Below are 19473 nucleotides of genomic sequence, written 5' to 3' on the forward strand. Positions count from 1 at the left end.
ACGGTTCGCGTGGTGCGGCGGCGGCCGCGATCCGTCGCGCGACCGGCCGCTACCCGGGCGCCGCCGTGGCACTGGGCTGGTCCGGCGACGGGGTGGTGGTCGCCGGGACGCGGTCAGCCGTCGTCGGCGAGTTCCCCGGCCCGCGGATCGCCGAGCTCGGCGTACAGCCGCCGGGCTTCGGCGCGGTGCTCGCGGGCGTGCTCGAGGTCGTCGTGCCGGGCCTCCAGCTCGGCGAGCGCGGCGAGGATTTCGGCGGTGTAGAACGGCGAATCGAGCGGGCGGATCACTTCCAGCGCGTCGAGTAGCCGGGTCCGGGCTTCTTCGGGACGGCCGTGGCGCTCGAGCAGCCGGGCGAGCGCCGTGACGACCCGGGCGTGCTGGTTGGCGTCACCGAGCTCTGCCATCGCCGTGGCGGCCACCGTGAGCTCCGCGGTGGCCTCCTCGTCCCGGTTCAGCTCGAGGAACAGCTCACCGCGCCGCCGGCGGGCGAGGGCCACCCCGCGCGGCAGGGCGATCTCCGTGTGCAGCTCGGCGCTGCGCTCGTACAGCTCGAGTGCGCGCTCGAAATCGCCTTCGCGCCGGGCCGCGGCGGCGAGCCGGGACACGGCGGTCGCCCGGGTCGGCCCGTGGTTCTCGCGTTCGCCGATCTCGAGCGCCACGGCGTTGTGGGCGGCCGCCTCGGTGAACCGGCCCAGCTGTTCCAGCGCGTACCCGAGCTGGCTGTGCAGTCGCGCTTCGACCAGCGGCTGACCGCACCGCCGGGTCGCGGCGATGCCCACGGCGGTGAGCGCGAGGAAGGGCTCGTAGTCGCGGTTGTAGAGGAAGTACCCCCAGGACGCCTCGCACAGCTGCCAGACCTCGGTGTCCCAGCCCCGCGCCGCGGCTTCGCGGACCACCGCCCGGATGACCTGCTGGTCGCGGCGCCACCAGTGGATCGCCTGGTCGCGGTCGGCGAAGGTCGCGGTGGCCTGCCCGGGGAGCGGGGCGAACCGCGGCCGGAACGGGTGGATGAGCTCGTCCGCGGTCACCGCGCGGTCGGTGTACCAGCGGACGTACGAGCGCAGTGCCGCCATCCGCTGGGGTTCCGGCGTTTCGCGTTCGCACCGGGCACGGGCGTCTTCGCGGACCACGTCGTGCTGGCTGACGACGTCGTCGTGCTCACTCAGCAGGTTGGCCTCGACCAGTTCGTCGGTCAGGCCGTCGAGGCTCTCGACCGGGGTGGCGAGGACGTGCGCCAGCGCGTCGAGGGCGACGTGCTCGCCGGGCAGCAGACCGCAGAGGCGGTAGAGCTCGGCCGCGGCCGGGGACAAGGAGTCGTACGACGCTTCGAACACCTTTCGCGTGCTTTCCCCCGCCGGCACGTGGCGGACTTCCCGGGCGAGGCTTCGTTCCGGGCGCGTGCGCAGGCGGGCCCCGACAACCGCGATGCGCAGCGGAAGACCGCCGCAGGCGCGCAGAAGGTCCGCGGCGGCGGCCGGATCGGCGTCGAGGCGCCCGTGCCCGGCGCGGACGTCGAGCAGGGCGCGGGCGTCCCGGTCGGCCAGCGGTTCGACCGGGACGATGTCCGCGCCGTCCAGGCTGAGGCCGCTGAGCTGGGTGCGGCTGGTGACGAGGACGAACGCCGTGGGCGCGGCCGGCAGCAGGGCGCGGACCTGCCCCGCGAAGACGACGTTGTCCAGCAGGAGTGCCAGCGAGTGCTCGCTGGTGAAGGCACGGAACAACGCGGCGCGCTGACCGGTCTGGGCGGGGATGTCTTCCGCCGGGACCCCGAGCGCGGTGAGGAAGCCGTGGAGCGCGATGTCGGGCGACTCCGGGCTTTCGTCGTCCGACGCGAAACTCGCGTAGAGGACACCGTCGGGGAAGGCGTCGCGGCGGGTGGTGAGCCAGTGGACGGCGAGCGCCGTTTTCCCGACTCCGCCGACACCGGTCAAGACGGCGATCCGCGGGTGTTCACGGCGGTGCCGCCGCAGGGAATCGAGCTGGGCGAGTTCGCGGTCCCGCCCGACCATCCCGGGTGGCGGTGGTGGCAGCTGGATCGGTCTCGGCCGAGCGGTGTGGTGGTAGCGTGCCGTGCGGCGCTTCTGCCCCGGACGCGTCATGGTCCCCCTCCCCGATGCCCGACCTTCCGGTCTACCGGGTTTGCGGCCGTGGCGGGAGGGCAGTGTGGGCAGGTACACACCACTGTGTGCTATTGCTTTCCCCCACGCGGGCGCATCGGGACGCGGTGGTGTTGCAGCAAGCGATAGATCTTGCCGTAGGAGACGCCGTGTGCGTCCGCGAGTGCGCGGACGGTTGCGCCGTCTAGGTAATCGGCGATGACTTCGTCGGCGTCGAGCTCACGTTTGATGCCGCGGCCGGTTTTGGGCAGGTCGGCGCCGTTCTGCCGCAGCAGAACCCCGGTCCAGCTCAGCGAGAGGTGGTAACGGCGGGCGATTTGCGTGACGGTCGCGCCGTTTTCCCAGTCCCGCACCATCCGGCGATTGCGTTCGCGCCGGACGGCGTCCCGGGCGGGCTTTTCCGGCGTGTCCATGCGTGCTCCCGTGACAGTCGCGTGCGTGGTGCTCGGTTCCCGCGATTGTCCCGCGTACCCGGCCTCGAATCGAGCTGCAACCGAGCGGTTCTCGTGCAGGTGCACGTGTGCTGCGCATGGGTTCAGTTTCGGCGTCGCAACGCCAGAACGTCGATCGATCAGTCGGGGAATTTCCGGCGACGCTCCACAATGGACTGCGTGAGGGCCGGCGGGCGGTGCCGCCGGCCCCCGTTGCCGGTTACCAGTTCCGCACGGCCGGTGCGTAGCCCGCCGGCTTGTCGCCCACCTTCAAACCAGGGCTCACGATCCAGTTCTGGTACTCCGGCGTGAACATCCGGTACACCGACGCCGGTGCCGCCGCGCTCGCCTCGTCCAGGAGCTTCCGCTGCTCCGCCGGGATCTCGAAGTCCAGTGCGGCCATGCTCTTGCCCAGCTGTTCCGCACTGCTCGCGCCCACGATCGCCGACGCGATGCCGGGCTGGGTCGCCACCCAGTTGATCGCCACCTGGGCCATCGTCACGCCCAGCCGGCCCGCCACCTCCTCCAGGGGCTTCAGCAGCTGCCAATCGCGTTCGGTCCACGGGGTGTCCGTGTCGCTGAACCGGCCCGAGCCGCCGTCGCGGTACTTGCCCGTCAGGAAGCCGCCCGCCAGGGGGCTCCATGCCGTGATGCCGAGGCCCAGCTGCTGCCCCATGGGGACGTGTTCGGTCTCGATCTCGCGCTGCACCAGGGAATACGGCAGCTGGAGGTTGATCATCGGCGCGAGCGAGTGCGCCTCGGCGTACGTCTGGGCGCGGGCCGCGTACCAGCTCGGGACGTCGGACAGGCCCGGGTAGCGGATCTTGCCCGCGCGGACGAGGTCGTCGAACGTGCGCACGACCTCCTCCACCGGGGTGAGGCGGTCCCACGTGTGCAGCAGGAACACGTCGACGTAGTCGGTGCCCAGCCGGCGCAGGGACGCCTCGAGGGCGCGGATCATGTGCTTGCGCCCGTTGCCGCCCGCGTTGGGGTCGGCCGGGTCGACGGTGTTGGTGAACTTGGTGGTCAAGACCACCCGGTCGCGGGCGCCCGTTTCGGCGATCAGCTTGCCGAGGATCGTTTCGCTTTCGCCGGCGGTGTAGAAGTCCGCCGTGTCGACGAAGTTGCCGCCCTCGTCGAGGTACTTGCGGAAGATCGGGCGGACTTCGTCCTCGGTCTTCCCGTAGGCGGCGTGGAACCCGCCGGTGCCGAAGTTCATCGTGCCGAGGGCGAGCCTGCTGACGCGCAGGCCCGAACGGCCGAGGAGGTAGTACTGGTCGAGAGGCATGGAAAGTGCTCCTGTGACACGGGAAAATCGTTGACCTCTCCACCGTGCTCCGGAGATTTTGGACCCGCAAGTCCACTAGTGGTGGCCGCCACCCGGCGGCACCACGAAGCTCACCGTCTTGCTGTCGAGCACCTTGTGCGTGGGGTCGGCGAGCCCGATCCAGACCTTGTGCGGGCCCGGCGGCAGCGCCTGGATGATGAGCGGTTCGCCGCTGGCGTCCGCCCAGTGCCACGGCGCGTCGTCGACGACGAGCGCTGGTGGCGGCTGCGAGGCGAGCGGGACGACCGGCGCCGGGGACCAGCCGGCCGGGGCGGCGGGCTGTGCGGCCGGGGCCGGGGGCGGTGTCGCGCTCGCCGAACAGGCGGCGGCGAGCGCGACGACGGCGGTCAGGACGGCTCCGCGGATCAAGTGCGTCATGCGTTCGACGCTAGGTTTTCAAGATCTTCTTCGCGTCCGTCGGGCGACGTCGTTGCCGTGCGTCGCCGGGCAGGCGCCCCCGATGCGGTGGGGTCGGCCGCATCGGGGGCGCGTGGACTCAGCGGCAGCGGTAGCTCGCCGCCGTGGCGGGGTCACCGTGGCCGGTGTAGCGCGAAACACGCGGGTACGCGCACAGGTCGCGGGTCGCCGTGCCGTCCGCGGTCGCCGCCGCGAGCGTCGCCGGGGCCTTGCCGTGCTCGACCCAGTCGACCAGCGCGCCCAGCGGGTTCGACGGCTGCGGGCCGAGGCCGCCGCCGCAGTGCTCGACGCCTGGCGCCAGGAACAGCCGGTAGAAGTCGTTCACCCGCTGCGAACCGCCCATCGCCCGCTCGACCTGCTGGCGGTAGTACAGCGTGCCGCCGGGCGGGATGAGCTGGTCGGCCGTGCCGACGTAGGTCAGCAGCTTGCCGCCGGAGCGGCGGAACGCCGACAGGTCAGGGTTCGCGGTGCCGATGACGCTGTCGTACTCGCGCACCGACTGCCGGAACAGGTCGGTGTACTGCGGGTACGTCAGCTTCGAGGTGTCGAAGCCCGGCTGCTTCTCCAGGAACGACTGCACCCACAGGACGGCCACGATGAAGCCGGGCGCGGTCAGCGTGCCGTCGGGACCGGGCTGCGTGCCCGCGACCCACGTGTAGTCCGCGCCCTTCGGGAGCCCGGCCCACAGCTTGCGGCCGTGCTCGTCGGTCGGCCCGGCCCAGATCTTGCGCATGACCTCGGCGTCGGCCGCGGTCACGGTGAACTCCTTGCCGTCGCAGACGACCTTCTTGCCGATCAGCCGGCGCGGGTCGTAGCCGCACTCGTCCGGGCGGTCGATGATGCCGTTGGTGACGCCGTCGCGCGCGTCGCACGCCTGGACGGCGGCCTTCTGGAACGCCGAAAGCACGCAGTTGCTGGGGAAGTCGTGTTCGTTGTTCATCACGACCTGCGGCCAGAGCGTCGCGACCGCGAACTGCGTCCACTGCACGGCCGGGGCGTTCGCGAGGATGCCGTCGAAGTCGTCGGCGTAGTTCTGGGCCTCGGAGTAGCCCTGGCGGCCGCCGGTCGAGCAGCCGGTCCAGTACGAGTACGTGATCGGCCGCTGGTAGTGGCGTTCCGTGACGGCCTTGCCGACCACGGCCTCTTCGTGCGCCGAACGGGTGGCGAAGTTCGTCAGCAGGGTCTGGTTCACCTTGCCGCCGGCGGTCAGCGCCCACGAGGTGTCCAGTCCGTTGTCGGACACGCCCGCGTTCGTGGTGACCGCGCTGTAGCCGTCCTTGACCGCCTGGACGAACGGCGCGCCGAACTCGCCGGCGGCGTAGGCGCTGCCGCCGAGGGCCTGGAGGCGCCCGGTCCAGCCGGTCTCGGGCAGCCCGACGACGACCTTGACGTGGTCGCCGCCGTCGTGGGTGAGGGTGACGGTGATCTGGCAGAAGGCGGGCGCGTCGGTCTTGCGCTCCGCCGTCACCGACTCGATCTTCGCGCCCGGCGGGGCGGGCACCGCGACGGCGGCGCAGGCCGGCACCGCCGATGCCGAGGCGGCCGGTGCGAGCTGCGTGACGGTGGTCAGCAGGAGCGGCACGGCGGCCGCGAGGAGTATGCGTCTCATCGGTCTCTCTGATCGCTTGCGTCTTTTCCCCGGGAAAGCTAGGCGCGCGGCCGCCGGCGCCGCGCCCGTCGGGTGACGCTGTCGATGTACGTCACTCGGCTGTGAACTGCGGAAACATGCTTTGGGTAAGGTCGGTTCCATGGTGCTGCGCGGACGGGAAACCGAGCTGAAGGAGCTGGGCGAGCTCGTCGACGGCCCGGAAGACCGGGCAGGGGTGCTCATCCGCGGTGAAGCGGGCATCGGCAAGTCCGCGCTGGTGACCGAGACGGCGGCCGCGGCGTCGGTCGCCGGGCTGCGGGTGCTGCGCACGACCGGCGCCGAGGGCGAGCAGAACCTCGCGTACGCCGGGCTGCACCAGCTGCTGTACCCCGTTCGCGCCGGCGCGGCCGAGCTGCCTGCGCCGCAGCGGGACGCGCTGCGGACGGCGCTGGGGCTGGCGGACGGAACCGAGCCGAGCGCCTACCTGGTCGGGCTCGCGGCGCTGACGCTGCTGGCCGAGGAGGCCGCGGCGAAGCCGTTGCTGCTGGTCGCGGAGGACGCGCAGTGGCTCGACCGCGCGAGCGCGGACGTGCTCGCGTTCGTCGCGCGGCGTATCGAAACCGAGCCGATCGTCCTGGTCGCCACGCTCCGCGACGGCGCGGAGTCCCCGCTGCTCGGCGCGGGCCTGGCGCCGATGCCGCTCGACCGGCTGGCGGCCGACGCGGCGGCGGAGCTGCTGGATTCGGTGGCCCCGCGGCTGGCGCCGGCGGTCCGGACCCGCCTGCTGGCGGAGGCGGCGGGACTCCCGCTGGCACTGACGGAGCTGCCCGCGGCGGCGGTGGATCTGGACGGGCTGGACCCGGTGCTGCCGTTGACGGAACGGTTGGAGCGCACGTTCACGGCCCGGGTTTCGGCGTTGCCCGCGGCTACGCAGACGGCGTTGCTGGTGGCGGCGCTGAACGAGACGACTTCGCTGGCAGAGACCCTCACGGCGGCAGCGATGCTCTTGGAGCTGACCGGCGCCGAACCCGAAATCCTCGCTCCCGCCGTCGAAGCCCGGCTCATCGAGCTTTCCGCCGACGTTCTCACCTTCCGCCACCCGCTCATGCGGTCCGCCATCCCCGCCGCCGCCAATGCGATCGAGCGGCGCAAAGCCCACCTCGCCCTCGTCGAAGCACTCCGGGACCAGCCGGACCGGCGCGCCTGGCACCAGGCCGCCGCCACCGCCGGGCCGGATGAAGCCGTTGCCGGGGAGCTCGAGCGCACCGCCGAGCGGGCGCGGTACCGGGGTGGGGCCGCCGCCGCCATCGCCGCGCTCGAACAGGCCGCACGGCTCAGCTGTGAGGCCGGGCCGCGCGCCGATCGGCTGCTCAAGGCGGCCGAGCTGGCCGTCGACTCTGGGCGGCGGGAGACCGCCGAACGCCTGGTGCGCGACGCCCGGCCCGCCGACGCCCGGCGCCGGGCCACCGCGAGCCGGCTGCTAAGCGAGTTCGAAGACGGCGTGCGCGAAGATCCCGCCCGCGTCGCCGAGCTGGCCGGGGTCGCCCGCGCTGTCGCGGCCGACGGGCAGCACGACGCCGCCATGCGGATCCTCTGGAGCGCCGCCATGCGCTGCTTCTGGACCGAGCCCGGACCCCAGGCGCGCCAGGCCTTGCTCGACGTCGCCGACCTGCTTCCCGTCCCGGACGACGACCCGCGGATCGTGGCCGTCACCGCGTACGTCGCTCCCTTCGAGCGTGGCGAAGCCGTCCTGAAGCACCTGCGTGCGCTGGCCGCCCGCACCGGCGCCGATCCGGAGGTCGACCGGTACCTCGGCAGTGCCGCGCTCCAGGTCGGCGCCTTCGACCTGGCCGCCCGGTTCTCCGCGGCCGCCGCACCCGGGCTCCGCGCGCAGGGACGGCTCGGGCTGCTGCCGCGCGCGCTCGCCGTGCTCGCGTGGAGCCGCGTCCGGCTCGGGGACCTGGCCGGCGCCGTGCCGGCCGCGGCGGAGGCGGCCCGGTTCGCGCAGGAGACCGGGCAGCCGTTCATGGGCGGGCTGGCCACCGCCGTCCAGGCCGAGATCGCCGCGCTGCGCGGTGACCACCGGCAGGCCGGGGCGCTGGCCGCCGAGGCCGAACGCGCCGGGCTCGCCGCCGGGGCACGGCCGGTGCTCGCCACCGTCCAGCTCGCGCGCGGGCTCACGAACCTGAGCGAGGGCCGTTTCGAAGACGCCTTCGCCGACCTGCGGCGGCTGCTCGATCCCGCCGACCCCGCCTACCAGCTGGCGTTGCGCGCGTACTGCGTCGCCGAACTGACCGAAGCCGCCGTCCGGGCCGGGCAGACCGACGCGATGCGGGACATCTTGGCCGAGCTGGAGTGCCTCGAAACGCCGTCGCCCGCGCTGCACGTCGGGCTGCGGTACGCGCGCGCCGTGCTCGACCCGTCCGACGCTCGGTTCGCCGAAGCGCTGCAGGCCGACTTGGCCGGCTGGCCCGCCGAACGCGGCCGCGTCCACCTGGCGTTCGGCGAGTGGCTGCGGCGGCAGCGGCGGGTCGTCGAATCGCGGACGCACCTGCGCACCGCCCGCGAGACGTTCGACGCCCTCGGCATGACGGCCTGGGCCGAGCGGGCCCGGCGCGAGCTGCGCAGCGCGGGCGAGTCGAGCCCGAACCGCGGCCCGGACGCCCGGGACAAGCTCACCCCGCACGAGCTGAGCATCGCGCAGCTGGCCGCGGAGGGGCTGACGAACCGGGAGATCGGGCAGCGGCTGTACCTTTCGCACCGGACCGTCGGCACGCACCTGCACCGGATCTTCCCCAAGCTCGGCGTGAGCTCCCGCGCCGACCTCGCCGGGATGCTGAAGACCCTGGAAGGGTGACTTACACCCGCTGCGTCACCTGACGGGCGCGAAGTTCACCGGGCACTCCTTAACGTCGTGAAAGTCCCACGGTCTTTCGCACAGGAGTCAAGATGATCAGCAGGAGAAGGTTCGGGCAGGCGTTCGCGGCCGGGCTCGCGGCGACGTCCTTGGCGGCCTGCTCGTCCCCGGCCGCCCCCGCCGCCCCCGCCGCGGCCACGCCCCCCGACCTGCGGGCCGGGTCCGGCGAGCACACTTCGCTCGGCGAGGTGAAGCACGCCGACGCCGGGGTGCTGAACATGGCGTACTACGAGTCCGGCCCGGCGACCGGGCAGCCGGTGGTGCTGCTGCACGGCTGGCCGTACGACCCGTACAGCTACGTCGACGTCGCGCCGATCCTGGCCGCCGCCGGCTACCGGGTGATCATCCCGTTCCTGCGCGGCTACGGCCCGACGGTGTTCAAGTCCGCGGCGACGGTCCGCAACGGCCAGCAGACGGCCGTGGCGCTCGACGTCGTCGCGCTGCTGGACGCGCTCAAGATCGACAAGGCCGTCTTCGGCGGCTACGACTGGGGCGGCCGGACCGTCGACATCATCGCCGCGCTGTGGCCGGAGCGCTGCAAGTCGATCGTCGCGGTGAGCGGGTACATCGTCACCAACCTGGCGGCGAACCAGAAACCCCTGGCGCCGCAAGCGGAACTCGGCTGGTGGTACCAGTACTACTTCGCGACCGAGCGCGGCCGCGCCGGCTACGCGGCCAACCGCCACGACTTCAACAAGCTGATCTGGAAGACCGCGTCCCCCGCCTGGCACTTCGACGACGCGACGTACGACCGCAGCGCGGCGGCGTTCGACAACCCCGACCACGTCGCCATCGTCATCCACAACTACCGCTGGCGCCTGAGCCTCGCCCCGGGCGAGCCGCAATACGAGGCGTACGAACAGAAACTGGCCGCGGGCGCGACCATCGGCGTCCCGTCGATCACGATCGGCAGCGACTTCGACGGCGCGGCCAAGGACGGCGCGGCGTACCGCGCGAAGTTCACGGGGAAGTACGAACACCGCGTCTTCGACGGCATCGGGCACAACGTGCCGCAGGAAGCGCCGAAACCGTTCGCTCAGGCGATCATGGATGCCGACCGGATGTGACGCCATCAGCGATTGAGGACGTTCCACAGTTCATTGCCCAAAACAGAGCTGACGAACAGCACTCCGGCGGCGTTGAAGAGCCGCAAGGCGTCAGCCCGCCGCCGGTGACCGGACGCGAAGAGGGCGACCAGTCCGGAGCACGCGACGAGAAAGAGCAGCAGAGCGGCATACAGCGCACCGATCCACGTGAGCACGGCGATTCCTCCCGCGTTCACGCGGGAGGCGGCAGCGCCGCGTTCGTGCGGGCGTCGAACTGCCTGCCGAGCCGACGCAGCTTGCGCTGGACCCGTACGCCGAACATCGAGGCGCGCCCGCAGGCGGCTGCGGCTTCGGCCCAGGTTAGGGTGTCGTCGGCGGCCCAGGTCTGAGCCACCTCCAGTTCGTCCCGCCGGAGCTGGGCGAGGACCCGGCCGACGCGCTCGTCGAAAGCACCGAGCCGACGTTCCACCACGACGTCCGGTGGCACTGATGTCGAGCCGCCGACCGGCTTGTTCGACTGTGCGTGGAATTCGGCGGTCTGCTCGAGCGAGCTGACGCGCCGGCCTCTGAACGGGGCATCAGTCAGCAGCCGCTCGCGTTGCATCGACAGCTGTGCGCCCCGGCGTAGTTCGTCGGCTGTCGTGGAGTCGTCGTGGCCCAAGTCCGCGAACAAAATGGCGTCACCGACGTGGTCGATCGTCTTGGCGTTCGGTTTCCGCCCCAGCCAGTCCGCGGCGAACACCGCGACAAGCGAGCGGCTCACGTCCGGCGAGTCGTGCATGATCGACCAGCGCGTTGCCCGCGCCGCGCGGGTCACGCTCCCGGCGGCTCGGATCGCTTGCTCCGGCGCTTCGTCGGTGCGAAGGCGCGCGACTCGCTTCCAATGGACCAGGAGATTGGACAACGCGTGCGTGGACCAATCGGATCGGCAACCGGGCCGCGGAGCGCCCGAGCCGTGGTCAAGCGGTTCGATCGGGACGAGGACGCGGAGAACGCGGTCGTCCGACAGGACGTTGGAGGCACGGAGGTCGTGGTGGGTCCCGACGCCGGCGTACCGGGCGAGCTGGGCGGGCACCGACAACCAGAACGGTCCTCGGTACCGGTCGAGCACCAGCCGGGTTGCTCGTCGAATCAGGTCCGCCGCGTCGGCTTCGGAAAGGCCGAGCGGGTCGTCGGCGGGGGTCTCCGGCGACACCGGGACGTTGCCCGCGCCGGGCCGGCAGCGGCAGACTCGTCCCAGCAGGCGCGGCATGAGCTGCCAAAACGCGGTGCCGGATTCGCCGTTCTCGGTTCGCATGTGCCTGGGTCCTCGTCGCGTCGCAGGGTGCCTACACCTTCTAGCCGCGTCAGGGACTTCGATTGACAAAGTTTTTCGGCTGGGGGCGTGAGCACCGCCCACGCCCCCAGCCTACTCAGCGCGTCGCGCGGTGGATGACGTCGACGACCGAGTCGGGAGCCGCGGTCGCGATCGCGTGCGGGGAGTCCACTTCGGTGATCGACGCGTGTGCGCGCCGGGCCTCGAAGCGTTCCGCCGCCGGCGGGATCGCATTGTCATGCGTCGCCACGAGCGCGTACTTCCGGATGCCCGCCGGCGCCGTGGCGAGGATCTTCTCGTCGAACGCCGCCGCCAGGATCGGGCGCTGGCCCGCCGCGGCGACGGCGGTGTCCAGAGCCGGCAGGCCCGCGGCGAACAGCGAGGGGTAGCTCGCCGCGTTCACGAACAGCTCCGGGCCGACCGTGTGCGTCGTCGACGGGCCGATCAGCGAGCCCGGGAACTGGGCGTTCAGCTGACCCGCCGTCTCACCCGCCTCCGGGATGAACGCCGCCGCGTAGACCAGCGCCTTCACCTCCCGCGTCGAGCCCGCCAGCTCGCTGATCAGCAAGCCGCCGTAGGAGTGCCCGACGAGGATCTTGGGTCCCGGCACGGAATCCAGGACTCCTTGCAGTGAGGCCACATCCGCCGCGACGCCGCGCAGCGGGACCGCCGGCACGAGCACCGGGTAGTGCTCGGCCAGCAGCCGGTGGGTCACCGGAGCCCACGCCGACGCGTCCTCGAACGCGCCGTGGACCAGCACGACCGTCGGCTTCGGGTGCGACGTCACGGCGGCGCCGGGGGTGGCGGCGGTGAGCACGCCCGCCCCGACGACCGCCGCGACGCCCAGTGCACCGAGAGCGCGCTTCATCACGCGACCGTCGCGTCGAGGGTGACCTCGATGTTGCCGCGCGTCGCCTTCGAGTACGGGCACACCTGGTGCGCGCCGTTGACGAGCTCGTCGGCGGTGGCCTGGTCGATGCCCGTCGCCTCCAGGTGCAGCACGGCGCTGAGCTTGAACTCGCCCGCCTCGGTGTCGTGGTGGAGGGTGACCTCCGCGACCACGGCGAGGTCGTTCAGCGGCACCTTCTTCATGCCCGCGACCCGGCGCACCGCGCCGACGAAGCAGGACGCCCAGCCGGCCGCGAACAGCTGCTCCGGGTTGGTGCCGTCGCCCGCGCCGCCGAAGGCCTTCGGGACGGCGAGGGTGACGTCGAGCGCGCCGTCGTCGGAGGTCGCGCGGCCGCCGTTGCGGCCCTCCGCGGTGGAGGTGGCGACGGCGGTGTAGGTCACTTCGGACATGGTGTTCCTTTCAGCGGGTGACGTCACCACGCTAGGAATCCGGGCACCCCGGCGGCGACCGTCGCGCGACGTCACCCGTGTAAGTCGCCGTTTTCCAGCCGCAGCCACCGATCCGTGCCGATCGCTTGCAGGAACCGTTCGTCGTGGCTGACGACGACGAACGCGCCCCGGAACGCCGTCAGCGCGCTCTCCAGCTGCCCGGTGCTGAGCAGGTCGAGGTTGTTCGTCGGCTCGTCGAGCAGCAGCAGCTGCGGCGCCGGTTCGGCGAACAGGACGCAGGCCAGCGTGGCGCGCAGCCGTTCGCCGCCGGAGAGCGCGCCGACCGGTAGCTGCACGCGGGAGCCGCGGAACAGGAAGCGCGCCAACAGGTTCATCCGCTGGGCCGTCGGCAACGCCGGTGCGGCGGCGGCCAGGTTCTCCGCCACCGAGCGGTCGTCGTCCAGCAGGTCGAGCCGCTGCGAGAGGAACGCGATCCGGCCGTCGGCGCGGGACACCGAACCGCCGTCGGGCTCGAGGTCGCCCCGCAGGATCCGCAGCAGGGTGGACTTCCCGGCGCCGTTGGGGCCGGTGAGCGCGATCCGCTCGGGGCCGCGGATCGCCAGGTCGACGCCGTCGCCGAAGAGATCGCGTACCCGCAGGCCCTCGCCGAGGAACAGCGTCCGGCCCGCCGGGACCACCGTCTGCGGCAGCTCCAGGCTGATCTTCTGCTCGGTGCGCAGTTCGCGCTCGGCCTGGTCGAGCTTGGCCTTCGCGGCGCCGACGCGCGCCGCGTGCGTGCCCTCCGCCTTGGCCGCCGACTCCTGGGCGTTGCGCTTCATGGTGCCGGCGAAGATCTTGGGCAGCCCGGCGTTGCCGAGGTTGCGCGACGCGGTGCTCGCCCGGCGCGCGGCCCGTTCCCGCGCCTGCTGCATCTCCCGCTTCTCGCGTTTGACTTCCTGTTCGGCACTGCGGATGTTCTTCTCGGCGACTTCGCGCGCGGCTTGGACGGCGTGCTCGTACTCGGTGAAGTTCCCGCCGTGGAACCGGATTTCGCCGCGGTGGAGCTCGGCGATCCGGTCCATCCGGTCGAGCAGCGCGCGGTCGTGGCTGACCAGGAGCAGGCAGCCGGACCAGTCGTCGAGCACGCTGTACAACTTGTGGCGCGCGACCAGGTCGAGGTTGTTCGTGGGTTCGTCGAGCAGCAGTACGTCGGGCCGCTTCAGCAGTTGCGCGGCCAGGCCGAGCGAGACGATCTGGCCGCCGGACAGCGTGCTCAGCGACCGGTCGAGGGTGACGTCGAGGCCGAGCCGGTCGAGCTGGGCGCGGGTGCGTTCCTCGATGTCCCAATCGGTGCCGATGGTGGTGAAGTGCTCCTCGGCGGCGTCTCCGGCTTCGACGGCGGCGATGGCGCGCAGAACCGGGGCGACACCGAGGACTTCGGCGACGGACGGCTCGCCGGACAACGGTAGGTCCTGCGGCAGGTAACCGAGGACGCCGTCGGCGGCGACACTGCCCGCCGACGGTCGCAGCACCCCGGCGACGAGCTTCAGCAGCGTCGTCTTGCCGGACCCGTTCGGCGCGACGAGCCCGGTGCGGCCGGCGGGGAAGGTGGCGGAGAGGTGATCGAAGACGGGAGTGTCGTCCGGCCAGGAAAAGGACAGGCCGGACAGGACGATTTCGGACACGGTGAAGACCTCGATGTGGTGCGGGGAAAAGGTGGTCGACGAAAGCGGCCCGCACCGGCTCTTGCCGGGGGCCTGCGTGCTCCGGAGCTATCCGGAGATGTCGACGTCACCTGCCACGACTGATCCTTTCGATCTTCACTTCGAAGATAGCAGGGGCGGCCCGGTGCGCTCAGGCGAGCTCGGCCGAGACGACCGCGGGCAGCGCGCGGAGCTGCTCGAGCAGCGCTTCGATCTCGTCGCCGCCGAGCAGGGCGGCGCAGACCATGCTGCTTTCGCGGACGCCGTCCTTGATGTCGACGGTCAGCTCGTGGACCAGCGTGCCGTCGAGGGCGCGGACGAGGGCGGGGATTTCTTCGGCACCGCCGGTGAAGTAGGTGGCGATGCGGCGCCGCAGCAGCATGGCCGGGCGGGTGGCGAAAGTGGTGGGACTGGACATGGCGTGATCTCCACGGGGGAAGTGCGGATGGGATCGGGGCCAGGTCCCGAAAGAGGTGCCGCGGGAATCCGCGATCGCCAAGGCTGCGCGCCGGCGACCTGGGTTCAGCCGGCGCGCCGGACTACGAGTCGCGAGGACGAGATCAGGCGCTGCACGGCGACAGGCTAACACGCCCTCGGTCCGCCCGGGCAAGCCGCGACCGGGTGAGGTGTGACGTCCGCCGGTCAGTGCCCTCCGGCGGCAGGGCTGGTTCGGTTTGGCTCGGCGCGTGGCTCGGCGCAGCTCTGCGGCTTGGTTCGCCGCGGCAGCAAAGGTCTTGAATGAGTCATTCAGGACCTCCGGCGCCCTGAATGACTCATTCAAGACACCGCGCGCGGGCGGGTCAGCTCGCCCGGATCACTCCCAGCCCCAGCGGCGTGATCTCGTGGATCTGCGACTTCCCCGACCGCGCGCTCGTGATCAACCCGCTCGCCCGCAGCACCGACGCGTGCTGGCTCGCGGTAGCCAGCGAAATCCCCGTCAACTCCGCCAGCTCGCTCGTGTTGCACCGCGTGATCGCGACCGTCATCAGCACCCGCGCCCGCGTGTGCCCGAGCAGCGCCGCCAGCGACGGGCCCGGCTCGGCGTCGCTGTCGAAGCGCGTGTGGCTGATCGAGTACACCAGCACCGGGGGCAGGCCCGGGTCCTTGTACGTCGTCGGCATGCCGTGCGCGAAGAACGTCGGGATCAGGCGCAGGCCGCGGCCGTCGAGGTGGAGTTCCTGCTCGATCGGGAAGCGCACCCGCAGCACCGGTGGGGTCCACGTGATGTCCGGGTGCAACGTCGACAGCAGCAGCTGCGGGCCGCCTCGATCCAGGCTCGACTGCAGACGGCGGCGGTCGCGGGCGACCGCGCGGCGCACCGACGGCCAGTCCGGGGCCACGCACTGGCGGTAGTAGTCGTGCAGGGCCGTGCCCAGGCGCCGCAGTTCGCGGGGTTCGCCCTCGGCGAGGCGCCGCAGCCACGGGGGGACGCGGGTGCCCTGCGCCGCCAGCTCGGCGACGTCGGCGGCCAGCACCGGCGACGGCGTTTCGAGGACCGTCGAGACGCCTTCGCCGATGGTGCGGGCGCCGGCCGGGGTCAGGAAATCGGGGCAGTAACCGTATGGGGGGACCGCCGACATGAGGAGCCGGCCGGACTCGGGGACTGCGGAGCGTGACCCCCGGCGCCAGCGGCCGAACAGCGGCTCGCCTTCCGGGCGCCGGATCCGGTAGCTGCTCATCAGCAGTTCCCACATCGGGTCGGCGTCCTCGGCGATGGTCACCCTCGCCAGGTCCGCTTCCGTGAAGTGAATTTTCAACAACGCCGACCGCTCCTCTCACGGCTGAGGATAGCCCTGGTGGAGCGGGTTTTCGCTGGCACGGGCCCGACGTCACAGAGGTTCCGGAATTCGGGTCCCGAGTGGACGTTTCGGGCTGGCGCGAAACGTTTTCAACCCGGTTGACGCTGCTCGCGCGCCGCTGGCACGTTCGGCTCGACGGAGAGTGCCTTCACCCAGCCGGGGGATGCAGTGGTGACGATCTGAACACTTTCCGTCACTGGGGCTGAACTTTACTGGGGAAGGCGGACGCCCGCATGACGAACGACGTACGCAGAGCGCGGATCCTCCGGCGCGCCGGAGGCCGCCGATGACGGTCGACGAAGTCTCCTACCGCGCAGCTCCGGTGCGGACCCGGCCGGCGCCCGTGCTGACGCTCCCGGCCTTCACGGACCTGAAGTACCGGCTGCTCGGCCCGGTTTCCGCGGTCGGCGTCGACGGGCCCGCCCGGCTCGGCGGCCCGAAGCAGCGGACCGTCCTGGCCGCCTTGCTGCTCAACGCCAACCAGGTCGTCTCCGAAGACCAGCTGATCGAGCTGCTGTGGGAAGACCGCCCGCCGGCGAGCGCGCGCGGGCAGCTGCAGGTGCGCGTCTGGGAGCTGCGCAAGCTGCTCGGCCGCGAGGTGATCGTGCGCCGCGAACCCGGGTACCTGATCGAGGTCGGGCCCGGCGAACTGGACACCGAGCTCTTCGACGACGTCGCCAAGGACGCCCGGCGGCTCATCGAGGGCGGCGAACCGCGCCGGGGCGTCGAGCGCCTGCGCGCGGTACTGGAACTCTGGCAGGGACCGCCGCTGGGCGGGGTCACCGACGTCCTCGTGCGGCGCAGCGGCCAGATCCTGGCCGAGCAGCGGATGACCGCGCTCGAGGTGCTCTTCGACGCCGAGCTCGCCACCGGACGGCACACGCACGTGGTGCGGGAACTGCGCCATTTCGTCGACGAATACCCCTTCGGCGAACGGCTGCAGGAACAGCTGATGCTCGCGCTGCAGCGGTCCGGGCGGACGCCGGAGGCGCTGGAGGTCTACACCGCGACCCGCGAACGCCTCGACGCCGAGCTGGGCGTCGAGCCCGGGGAGCGGCTGCGGGCGATGCACCTGCAGGTCCTCAAGGGCGAGGGCGACGAGCCGCCCGAAGCACCGCCCGCCGCGCCGGTGGACGAGGTAGTCGTGCCGGCGCGGCCCGCCGAGCTGCCCCGGGACGTGCGGGGCTTCGCCGGGCGGACCGAGCAGCTGGCACAGCTGGACCGGCAGCTCGCCGCGCGGGCCGGCGCCTACGCGTCGGACGTCTGGATCGTGCACGGCATCCCCGGCGTCGGGAAGACCGCGCTCGCGCTGCACTGGGCCCACCGCGTCCGCGAGCGGTTCCCGGACGGGCAGCTGTACGTGAACCTGCGCGGGTTCGACGCCGACCGCGAGCCGATGGAGCCGGCGGTCGCGCTGGCCCAGCTGCTGCGCGCGCTCGGCGCCGACCCGCGGCGGATCCCCGAGGAGGTCGACGCGCAGGCCGGGCTCTACCGCTCGCTGCTCGCCGAACGCCAGGTGCTGCTGGTGCTCGACAACGCCCGCGACGCCGAGCAGGTGCTGCCGCTGCTGCCGCCGACCGGGACCGTGCTGATCACCAGCCGCCACCGGCTCGGCAGGCTGGTCGCCGAGTTCGGCGCGTTCTCGCTCGGCCTCGGCGCGCTCACCGAGTCCGACTCGCGGGCGCTGCTCGGCGGCGTGCTCGGCGAAGGCCGGGTGGCGGCGGAGCCCGCGGCGGCCGGGGAACTGGCCGCGCTGTGCGGGCACCTGCCGCTGGCGCTGCGGATCGCGGCCGCGAACATCGCGACCGGCCCGGACACCACGGTCGCCGCGATGGCCGCGGACCTCGCCAAGGGCGACCGGCTCAAGCAGCTCGTCGTGGACGGGTCCGACGAAAGCGCCGTGACGCGGGCGTTCGCCGTCTCCTACGAGGCGCTCGCCCCGGAGCTGCGGCGGCTGTTCCGGCTGCTCGGCCTGGCTTCGTGCCCCGACTTCACCGCCCGGGGCGCCGCGGCGCTCACCGGTGACCCGGTCGACACGGTGGCGCGGCAGCTGCGGCTGCTGGCCGCGGCGCACCTGGTCGAGCAGCACGTCGCCGGCCGCTACCGGTTGCACGACCTGCTGCGGGCGTACGCGCTGCGCCAGGCCGGCGCGTACGAAGGCCCGGCCTCGCGGGCCAAGGCGTGGCGCCGGTTCGTCGAGCTGTACCTCTCCGGCGCGGACGCGGCGGAGCGGATCTTCGGCAGGCGCCACGACCCTCGGCTGCCGCGCGAACCCGCGGTGGTGCCGGCGAACCCCATCTCCTTCGCCGACTCCGCCGAGGCCGCGGCCTGGCTCGACGCCGAGCACGAGAACCTCTGCGCGGTCGTCACGCAGGCGGTGACCGACGGGCCGTACCCGATCGCCTGGTACCTCGCCGACTCCGTGCGCTCGGCGTTCTACCACCGGGGACGGCGGGTCGAGTGGGTCGACATCGCGACCACGGTCCTGGCCGCCGCGCGCCGCCTCGACGTCCCGGCGGTCGAAGCGGTCACGGCGCAGAGCATCGGGCTGGCGTTCGTCCACCGGGAACGGCACGAGCAGGCCGTCGAGTGGATGACCGAAGCGCTGCGCGTGTTCGAGCGCGTCGACTGGCCCGAGGGCAAGGCCGCCGCGCTCAACGCGTCCGCCATCTCGCTGCGGGTGGCCGGCCGGTTCGAGGAGGCGGCGTCGCAGTTCGAGCTGGCGCTGGAGCTGCAGCGCCAGTGCGGCTACCGGCTGGGCCAGGTCAGCGTGCTCAACAACCTGGCCTCGGTGCACCGGCAGCGCTGCCTGCTCGACGCGGCCCGCGCGTGCCTCGACGAGGCACTGGAACTCGCCGTCGCCGAGGGCTACCAGCTCGGTGAAGCGGTGGTGCTCGTCGGGATCGGGGTTGTCCAGCGGCTGCAGGGTGACCTGCCGGGCGCGCGGCGGTCGCTGACCCGGGCGTTCGACCTGCACAAGGCGCATTCCCACCCGTACGGCCAGGGGTCGGCGCTGTGCGGGCTGAGCCTGGTGTCGATCGACCTCGGCGAGTTCGAGCAGGGCCGCGCGCAAGCCGTGCAGGGACTGGAGATCGCCCGTCAGGAACAGAACCGCGAGACCGAGGTCGGCGCGCTCAACGCGCTGGCCAGGGCGGAGGCGGCGCTGGGGGAGACCTGCTCGGCGGTCCGCCACCAGCGGGAAGCGGTCGCGGTGGCCCGGCACTGGGGTTCGCCGTGGCACGTCGCGGAAGCGCTGAGCGGCATGGCGTCGGTCCACGGCGCGCGCGGCGACCACGAGGAGGTCCTGCTGGTCGGGGCGGAAGCGCTCGAGCTGGCCCGCGGCGGCGGCCTGCGGCTGATCGAGGTGCGCTGCCTGCTGGAGCTGGCCCGGGCGCACGCGGGTCAGGGGCGGCGCGAAGAGGCGCGCCGGCTCTGCCAGGAGGGGCTCGCGCACGCGACCGGGCTGCCGACGCTCCAGACCCGCGCCCGCGAGGTGCTGTCCCGGCTCTGACCCGCCGTGAAGGCCTCCTTCCCG

At 72.4% G+C, this 19473-nt stretch carries 15 protein-coding genes; 3 read left to right on the plus strand and 12 right to left on the minus strand.

Going from position 1 to position 19473, the window contains the following annotated elements; all coding sequences use genetic code 11:
* Positions 1-113: 113 nt before the first annotated feature.
* The 5 genes from H4696_RS43960 to H4696_RS43980 all read right to left on the minus strand — a co-directional run bounded on the left by H4696_RS43960 (position 114) and on the right by H4696_RS43980 (position 5901).
* On the minus strand, positions 114-2099 hold the full coding sequence (locus H4696_RS43960; RefSeq protein WP_086858628.1) for a tetratricopeptide repeat protein: 1986 nt from the start codon (positions 2097-2099) through the stop codon (positions 114-116).
* Between the two features lie 89 nt (positions 2100-2188).
* Positions 2189-2530: a helix-turn-helix domain-containing protein gene (locus H4696_RS43965; protein WP_086858627.1), complete on the minus strand. Its 342-nt coding sequence runs from the start codon at positions 2528-2530 to the stop codon at positions 2189-2191.
* Positions 2531-2768: 238 nt separating this feature from the next.
* Positions 2769-3836, minus strand: a complete 1068-nt coding sequence (locus H4696_RS43970) for an aldo/keto reductase (protein WP_192782859.1) — start codon at positions 3834-3836, stop codon at positions 2769-2771.
* A gap of 75 nt (positions 3837-3911) precedes the next feature.
* Positions 3912-4253: a DUF6130 family protein gene (locus H4696_RS43975; RefSeq protein WP_225955983.1), complete on the minus strand. Its 342-nt coding sequence runs from the start codon at positions 4251-4253 to the stop codon at positions 3912-3914.
* A gap of 118 nt (positions 4254-4371) precedes the next feature.
* The gene (locus tag H4696_RS43980; protein ID WP_192782860.1) at positions 4372-5901 is read right to left on the minus strand and encodes a tannase/feruloyl esterase family alpha/beta hydrolase; all 1530 of its coding nucleotides are present in this window, start codon (positions 5899-5901) and stop codon (positions 4372-4374) included.
* Positions 5902-6040: 139 nt separating this feature from the next.
* Between H4696_RS43980 and H4696_RS43985 the strand changes: the two genes are divergently transcribed.
* Positions 6041-8737, plus strand: coding sequence for an ATP-binding protein (locus H4696_RS43985; RefSeq protein ID WP_086859243.1), 2697 nt, complete (start codon positions 6041-6043; stop codon positions 8735-8737).
* Positions 8738-8829: 92 nt separating this feature from the next.
* Positions 8830-9864, plus strand: coding sequence for an alpha/beta fold hydrolase (locus tag H4696_RS43990; RefSeq protein WP_086859245.1), 1035 nt, complete (start codon positions 8830-8832; stop codon positions 9862-9864).
* A 5-nt stretch (positions 9865-9869) separates the two neighbouring features.
* Here the strand turns inward: H4696_RS43990 and H4696_RS43995 are convergent, their stop codons facing one another.
* The 7 genes from H4696_RS43995 to H4696_RS44025 all read right to left on the minus strand — a co-directional run bounded on the left by H4696_RS43995 (position 9870) and on the right by H4696_RS44025 (position 15860).
* Entirely contained in the window at positions 9870-10058 is a 189-nt protein-coding gene (locus H4696_RS43995; protein ID WP_086859247.1) for a hypothetical protein, read from the minus strand.
* A gap of 17 nt (positions 10059-10075) precedes the next feature.
* Complete coding sequence (locus H4696_RS44000; RefSeq protein WP_086859249.1) at positions 10076-11140, minus strand: hypothetical protein; 1065 nt, start codon at positions 11138-11140, stop codon at positions 10076-10078.
* 115 nt (positions 11141-11255) lie between these two features.
* Positions 11256-12026, minus strand: coding sequence for an alpha/beta fold hydrolase (locus H4696_RS44005; protein WP_086859251.1), 771 nt, complete (start codon positions 12024-12026; stop codon positions 11256-11258).
* The gene (locus tag H4696_RS44010; RefSeq protein WP_086859253.1) at positions 12026-12457 is read right to left on the minus strand and encodes an organic hydroperoxide resistance protein; all 432 of its coding nucleotides are present in this window, start codon (positions 12455-12457) and stop codon (positions 12026-12028) included. Before H4696_RS44010 ends, H4696_RS44005 begins: the two co-directional genes overlap by 1 nt.
* Positions 12458-12528: 71 nt before the next feature.
* Positions 12529-14121: an ABC-F family ATP-binding cassette domain-containing protein gene (locus tag H4696_RS44015; protein ID WP_086859254.1), complete on the minus strand. Its 1593-nt coding sequence runs from the start codon at positions 14119-14121 to the stop codon at positions 12529-12531.
* 169 nt (positions 14122-14290) lie between these two features.
* Positions 14291-14557, minus strand: coding sequence for a hypothetical protein (locus H4696_RS44020; protein WP_086859256.1), 267 nt, complete (start codon positions 14555-14557; stop codon positions 14291-14293).
* Positions 14558-14939: 382 nt separating this feature from the next.
* The gene (locus H4696_RS44025; RefSeq protein WP_249026973.1) at positions 14940-15860 is read right to left on the minus strand and encodes an ArsR/SmtB family transcription factor; all 921 of its coding nucleotides are present in this window, start codon (positions 15858-15860) and stop codon (positions 14940-14942) included.
* A 364-nt stretch (positions 15861-16224) separates the two neighbouring features.
* On the opposite strand from H4696_RS44025, the gene H4696_RS44030 reads away from it, so the two are divergent.
* The gene (locus H4696_RS44030; protein WP_086859259.1) at positions 16225-19449 is read left to right on the plus strand and encodes an AfsR/SARP family transcriptional regulator; all 3225 of its coding nucleotides are present in this window, start codon (positions 16225-16227) and stop codon (positions 19447-19449) included.
* Positions 19450-19473: the final 24 nt, after the last annotated feature.

The organism is Amycolatopsis lexingtonensis (genome assembly GCF_014873755.1).
Classification (GTDB): Bacteria; Actinomycetota; Actinomycetes; order Mycobacteriales; family Pseudonocardiaceae; genus Amycolatopsis; species Amycolatopsis lexingtonensis.